At 52.0% G+C, this 6,094-nt stretch carries 6 protein-coding genes and 1 pseudogene; 3 read left to right on the top strand and 4 right to left on the bottom strand.

What is annotated here, in order from left to right; all coding sequences use genetic code 11:
• Positions 1-326: 326 nt before the first annotated feature.
• Positions 327-2,000, bottom strand: a pseudogene (locus C0623_10965) (energy-dependent translational throttle protein EttA).
• 156 nt (positions 2,001-2,156) lie between these two features.
• Here C0623_10965 and C0623_10960 point away from each other — a divergent pair.
• Positions 2,157-2,657, top strand: coding sequence for a hypothetical protein (locus C0623_10960; protein ID PLX98978.1), 501 nt, complete (start codon positions 2,157-2,159; stop codon positions 2,655-2,657).
• Here C0623_10960 and C0623_10955 read toward each other — a convergent pair.
• From C0623_10955 to C0623_10945, 3 genes are read right to left on the bottom strand one after another with little or no spacing between them, the layout of a single operon-like run.
• Positions 2,654-2,863 carry a hypothetical protein gene (locus C0623_10955; GenBank protein ID PLX98977.1) on the bottom strand — a complete coding sequence of 70 codons (210 nt, stop codon included), beginning with the start codon at positions 2,861-2,863 and terminating at the stop codon, positions 2,654-2,656. The genes C0623_10960 and C0623_10955 overlap by 4 nt on opposite strands.
• Before the next feature lie 2 nt (positions 2,864-2,865).
• Positions 2,866-3,138, bottom strand: a complete 273-nt coding sequence (locus C0623_10950) for a chorismate mutase (protein PLX98976.1) — start codon at positions 3,136-3,138, stop codon at positions 2,866-2,868.
• A 9-nt stretch (positions 3,139-3,147) separates the two neighbouring features.
• On the bottom strand, positions 3,148-4,746 hold the full coding sequence (locus C0623_10945; protein PLX98975.1) for an L-aspartate oxidase: 1,599 nt from the start codon (positions 4,744-4,746) through the stop codon (positions 3,148-3,150).
• A 179-nt stretch (positions 4,747-4,925) separates the two neighbouring features.
• On the opposite strand from C0623_10945, the gene C0623_10940 reads away from it, so the two are divergent.
• Together C0623_10940 and pgsA are read left to right on the top strand one after the other, a co-directional pair.
• Positions 4,926-5,495, top strand: a complete 570-nt coding sequence (locus tag C0623_10940; protein PLX98974.1) for a lytic transglycosylase — start codon at positions 4,926-4,928, stop codon at positions 5,493-5,495.
• On the top strand, positions 5,492-6,091 hold the full coding sequence (gene pgsA, locus C0623_10935; GenBank protein ID PLX98973.1) for a CDP-diacylglycerol--glycerol-3-phosphate 3-phosphatidyltransferase: 600 nt from the start codon (positions 5,492-5,494) through the stop codon (positions 6,089-6,091). Before C0623_10940 ends, pgsA begins: the two co-directional genes overlap by 4 nt.
• The last annotated feature ends 3 nt before the right edge of the window (positions 6,092-6,094 follow it).

The following is a 6,094-nucleotide window of genomic DNA, read 5'->3' as shown; positions in this document are numbered from 1 at the left end:
CAGACCGGACAAAAAAGCCCCCTGCAAGGGAGCCGTTTTCTGCATACTCTTTTATGGCTCAATAAAAGAGTATGGCGGAGTGCGCGGCCGCGACCGCGCAATTCTACTGTATTCTGTATTTAGGTCAGTGTCCCGTCCGAAAAATCAAGCCCGCCGGTATTAAACGACCGAATCCTGACTTTTCTTGCCTGTCCTGTGCCAGCTGAAGTAGGAGTCTAACGTTGTATTCACTCTAATCTGCGAAGAACCAAAAAAGGACAAGATACCCGTCCTTTTTTATTTTGCAATTCTAAACTGCTAACCAGATACTGATCACGGCCAACCTGTTACCTTGTCAACTGCCGGTACTTGATCCGATGTGGCTGCTCGGCCGCGGCCCCCAGGCGCTTCTTGCGGTCCTCTTCATACTCGGTCCAGTTCCCTTCGAAAAAAGTCACTTCGCTGTCGCCTTCGAAGGCGAGGATATGGGTGGCGATGCGATCGAGGAACCAGCGATCATGGCTGATGACCACTGCGCAGCCGGCGAAGTTCTCAAGAGCTTCTTCGAGGGCGCGCATGGTGTTGACATCGAGGTCGTTGGTCGGTTCATCGAGCAGGATGACGTTGGCGCCTTGCTTGAGCATCTTGGCGAGATGCACCCGGTTCCGTTCGCCGCCGGAGAGCATATTGACTTTCTTCTGCTGATCGCTGCCGGAGAAGTTGAAGCGCGAGACGTAACCGCGCGAATTGACGAGCTGATCACCGAGTTCGATCTGCTCCTGGCCATCGGTGATCTCTTCCCAGATCGATTTGCCGGCGTCGAGTTCCCGGCCCTGATCGACGTAGGCGAGTTCAACCGTTTCACCGATTTTGAATTCACCGGCATCGGCTTCTTCCTGGCCGGTGATCATCCTGAACAGAGTCGTCTTGCCGGCACCGTTCGGGCCGATGATGCCGACGATCCCGCCCGGCGGCAGCCGGAATGACATGTTTTCGTACAGAAGCTTGTCGCCATAAGCCTTGGTGACGCTATCGGCCTCAATAACAACATTGCCGAGCCGCGGTCCCGGCGGAATATAGAGCTCGAGGCTGCTTGCCTGCTTGTCTGCTTCCTGCTTGAGCAGGTCCTCGTAAGCATTGATCCGGGCCTGACTCTTGGCATGGCGCCCCTTGGGAGACATCCGGATCCAGTCGAGTTCGCGCTGCAGGGTTTTCTGACGGGCTCCCTCGGCTTTCTCTTCGCGGCGCAACCGTTCCTGTTTCTGCTCAAGCCAGGATGAGTAGTTCCCTTTCCAGGGGATGCCGTGGCCGCGGTCGAGCTCGAGAATCCAGCCGGCAACATTATCAAGAAAGTAACGGTCATGGGTGACGGCAATGATCGTCCCTTCGTAACGTTGCAGGTGCTGCTAGAGCCAGGCAACGGTTTCAGCATCGAGATGGTTGGTCGGTTCATCGAGTAGCAGGATGTCCGGTTTCTGTAACAGCAGGCGGCAGAGAGCGACCCGGCGTTTTTCGCCGCCGGACAGAACCTTGACCGGCGTATCACCGGCCGGGCAGCGGAGCGCATCCATGGCCTGTTCGAGCCGTGAATCAAGATCCCAGGCATCAAGGTGGTCAAGCTTTTCCTGAACCTTGGCCTGGCGCTCGATCAGTTTGTCCATATCGGCATCGGGGTCGGCGAAAGCATTGTTGATCTCTTCGAATTCCTTGAGCAGATCAACGGTCTCCTGGGCACCCTCCTGGACGACCTCGAGCACGGTCCGCTCCTCGTTGAGTAACGGTTCCTGTTCAAGATAGCCGACGGAATAGCCGGCCGAGAGTACCGCTTCGCCATTAAATTCCTTGTCAACACCGGCCATGATCCGTAGCAGCGACGATTTACCTGAACCGTTGAGCCCGAGGACGCCGATCTTGGCCCCGTAAAAGTAGGAGAGGGAAATATCCTTGATAACCGGCTTCTTGTCATAATTCTTTGAAACCTTCATCATGCTGTAAATGATCTTTTTATCATCAACGCTCATCGGTTGATTACTACTTCAGTTTATGCAAAACAACGAGTTGGCGATTTTAGTATATATGCAAGACACTCACAACCGTTTCTTCAGAATTTAAGTCCAGAATTCTGCACAGTGACGTTTCAGGCTGTATAATAGGCAAATAATGAACAGGAGGTCGATATGTTGCGATCAATAATTATTTCTTTGTTTGTCTTGTTAATTGTCTTTTCCCATACATCCCTGTTCGCCGCTGTCGTTGCACCTGACGATGCGGCGGCACTTGAAGGCATGACGACCGGCAGGGCGATCTTCGACGTGCGTACGGACAATCCGAAAACGCTGCTGTTTATCCTCAAGGTGATCGAACAGACGGAGCAAGGGATGATGGGGCAGGGCGTTGAGCCTGACTTTATAATCTCTTTCCGCGGCGGCACCTTGCCGCTTTTGACTAAAAAACCGGAAGTCAAGAATGTTGCCGAAAAAGCGATCCTCAAAGAGGTAAGAACACGGCTGGCAAAAATGCGCTCAGGCGGAATGACGCTCGAGGCGTGTAACGTTGCCGCCGGTATTTTCGAGATCGAGAGAAAGGATCTCGATGATGACCTGACCCTGGTCGGTAACAGCCTGATCAGCCTGGTCGGTTATCAGGCCAAAGGGTATGCGCTGGTGCCGATGAATTAATCCTCTTTCGGTATCTTGAAGACCTCGAGAACTCCCGGAATCCCCTTCAGTTGATCCGGAGTGATCGTATCGGTGTCACCGATCACACCGAGGATGGTGCGGTTGGCGCCGGTCGATTGATGGAAATCGAAGTCGTTGTCGACGAGATATTGTTTGACGTTCTGCAGCTGCTCATCGTTGGCGGTTTTTTTCATGACAATAAGCATCTTTATTTCCCTTTCGTACGAATGCGCTCGAGACTGCGTGATTCATCGATGACACGTTCAAAAAGGCGGACGATGGCATCGTCCGCCAACGGGCCGGGGTTGTCCCTGGTCATTTCCGCAAAAATCCTCTTTTCCCGGGTCGGATCGTAGACCGGAAGGTCAAGGGTCTTCTTGATTTCCCCGATCTTCAGGGCCAGGGCAGCGCGCTCATTGAAGATCCGGAGAAGTTCGCGATCGAGCCGGTCAATTTCATTACGAAAATCGGAAATATCCAAAACAGTCTCCTAAAACTTTTTACTGACGATTGTATTCTTTTTCCAGTTAACGTCATCGGTGTCGGGATAATCGATCGTATAATGCAGACCCCGGCTCTCTTTTCTTTCGAGGGCGCAGCGGATAATCATTTCGGCAACGGTGGCGATATTGCGCAGTTCGATGAGATCTGAGGTAATAATGAAATCCCAGTAGTAATCGGCAATCTCTTCCTGGATCATCTGGATTCTGCGCAAGGCCCGCACCAGACGCTTGTTGGAGCGCACGATGCCGACATAGTTCCACATGCACCGCCTGATTTCATCCCAGTTGTGGGCAACAACGACTTCTTCGTCACTGTCGGTTGCACTGCCGGTATCCCATGGCTTGATCGGCGGGAAGGGGTGTTGTTCAACAGCCATCAGTTCACGGCTGCGTTGCGCGGCGCGATCACCGTAAACAACCCCTTCGAGGAGGCTGTTGCTGGCAAGGCGATTGGCCCCGTGCAGGCCGGTACAGGAGACTTCACCAATGGCAAAGAGATTCTTTATGTCTGTTTCACCCCAGGAATCGACGACGACGCCGCCGCAGAGGTAGTGGGCTGCCGGGACAACCGGAATCGGTTCAGAGGTTATATCAATTCCGTAGCCGAGGCAGGTTTCGTAAATATTCGGAAAGCGATCTCTGATGAATTCGGGCTCTTTGTGTGTCATGTCGAGGAAGACACAATCGTCGCCATGGATCTTCATCTCATTATCAATCGCCCGTGCGACAATATCCCGGGGAGCGAGGTCTTTGAGCTCATGATATTGATCCATGAAAGCTGTGCCATCACTTCTTTTAAGAATGGCTCCTTCCCCCCGGACCGCTTCGGAAATCAGAAAGGATTTGGCCAGCGGGTGATAAAGAGTCGTCGGGTGAAACTGCATGAACTCCATGTTGGCAACGGTAGCGCCCGCCCTGTAAGCCATGGCAACCCCGTCGCCGGTTGCGACATCGGGATTACCGGTATAGAGATAGACCTTGCCGGCACCGCCGGTCGCAAGAACCGTAAACCTGGCGCCGAAGGTAATCACTTCGCCGGAACTGATATCGAGGACGTAGGCACCGAGACTGCGATCCGGTACGACCTGACGATTCTTGTTTTTCGCTTCGGTGATCAGGTCAATACCGATATGGTTTTCATAAAAACTGATATTGCTATGGGCTTCAGCCGCAGCAATCAGGGCCCGTTCGATTTCCTGACCGGTCATATCCTTGGCGTGCAGGATTCGCCGCTGGCTGTGGCCACCCTCGCGGGTCAGATCATATTCTTCATTGTCATTTCTGGAAAATTTCACACCCCATTGAATCAGATTGTCAATCGCCTGCGGACCGCTCTCGACAACCATCCGGACAATATCCTGATCAGAAAGCCAGGCACCGGCTTTCATCGTATCTTCAATATGCGAATCGAATGAATCATCCTTTGCGATGACCGCGGCGATCCCGCCCTGAGCCAGATTAGTGGCGGTTTCGGAAATATTGCGCTTGGTAACGATCGAGACGGTTCCATGCTCGGCAACCTTGAGCGCATAAGAGAGACCGGCGATGCCACTACCGATGACCAGAAAGTCTGATGTTCTTTTCATTGATTATTCATTCCGGTTGAAATGTATCAGGTCAAGCATGTCAGATTTTTTTCATTATTATCTCACGGTCGACCCCTGTCAAGCGAAACAGATGTAACTACTTGAAATGTCGAAAGAGATCAGTTACTATACGAAGTTGTATTTTGTGATTTCACTATCCTGGGTTCCGGAAGAGGGCAATGGCCGGTTTTAAACAGATCATAATATTGGCACTTTTTCTGCTCCTGCTGCCGTCAGCCGGTTTTGCCGATATTTATAAATACGTCGATAATAACGGCGTTATCCATTTCACCAACACACCAACCCGAAACCACTACAAGCTTTACCAGAAAGAGAATGGCCGCAAACTTTCCGTGCAGGATGTGATTCAGCGTTACGCCGATTTCTATCGCCTCGATAAAGCGCTGGTCAATGCCGTTATCAAGGTCGAAAGTGATTTCAATCCGAATGCGGTGTCACGAAAAGGGGCCCTCGGCATGATGCAGTTGATTCCGACAACCGCACAAATGTTGAAAGTCAAAGATCCACTCGACCCTGAAGATAATATCCGCGGCGGAAGCCGCTACCTCAGAATGATGCTCGACCAGTTCAAGGGCAACCTTGATCTGGCGCTTGCCGCCTATAATGCCGGCCCGACCGCAGTTCGCAACTATGGCGGTATCCCTCCGTATACCGAAACCATCCGTTATGTTGATAAAGTTAAGCACTACCTTGACGTTTATCGGCAGAACAGGGGTGCGGTTCTATGAACCTTCGTGAAGGGACCTGGAACCTTCCGAATCTGCTGACCGTAGGCAGGATAGCGGCTGTTCCTGTATTTGTAGGGCTGCTTTTTTTCGACAGCAAACCGGCCTGCATGTGGGCAGCCGCCATTTTCGGGGTTGCCGCAGTTACCGATGCTGTCGATGGCTGGCTGGCCCGTAAATGGGATGTCGTTTCCGTTCTCGGTAAATTCCTTGACCCATTGGCCGACAAACTGATCGTCATGGCCGCCCTGATCATGCTCATCCCGGATGGACGGGTGCCGGCCTGGATGGTTTTTTTGATTCTGGCGCGCGAAATGGTCATAACCGGGCTTCGCTCGATTGCCTCTTCAGAGGGGATTGTGATTGATGCGAGCGATCTCGGTAAATACAAAACGATTTTCCAGATGGTTGCTATTCCCGGGTTGCTGCTCCATTACGAGTACTACTGGTTTTTCGGGATTGAGTGGGAGATCTTTCATGTCAACATGCACAACATGGGAATATTCTATTTCTATATCGCATTTGCCTTGACCCTCTGGTCCGGTGGTGAATATCTGGTTAAATTTGCCAAGGTTTTTACAGGAAAGAAGAGTGGTTGATTT

Origin of the sequence: Desulfuromonas sp. (assembly GCA_002869615.1) — a bacterium.
Classification (GTDB): Bacteria; Desulfobacterota; Desulfuromonadia; order Desulfuromonadales; family UBA2294; genus BM707.
The sequence above is the reverse complement of the archived record's forward strand: the minus strand, read 5'-3'. Positions and strand labels throughout refer to the sequence as shown.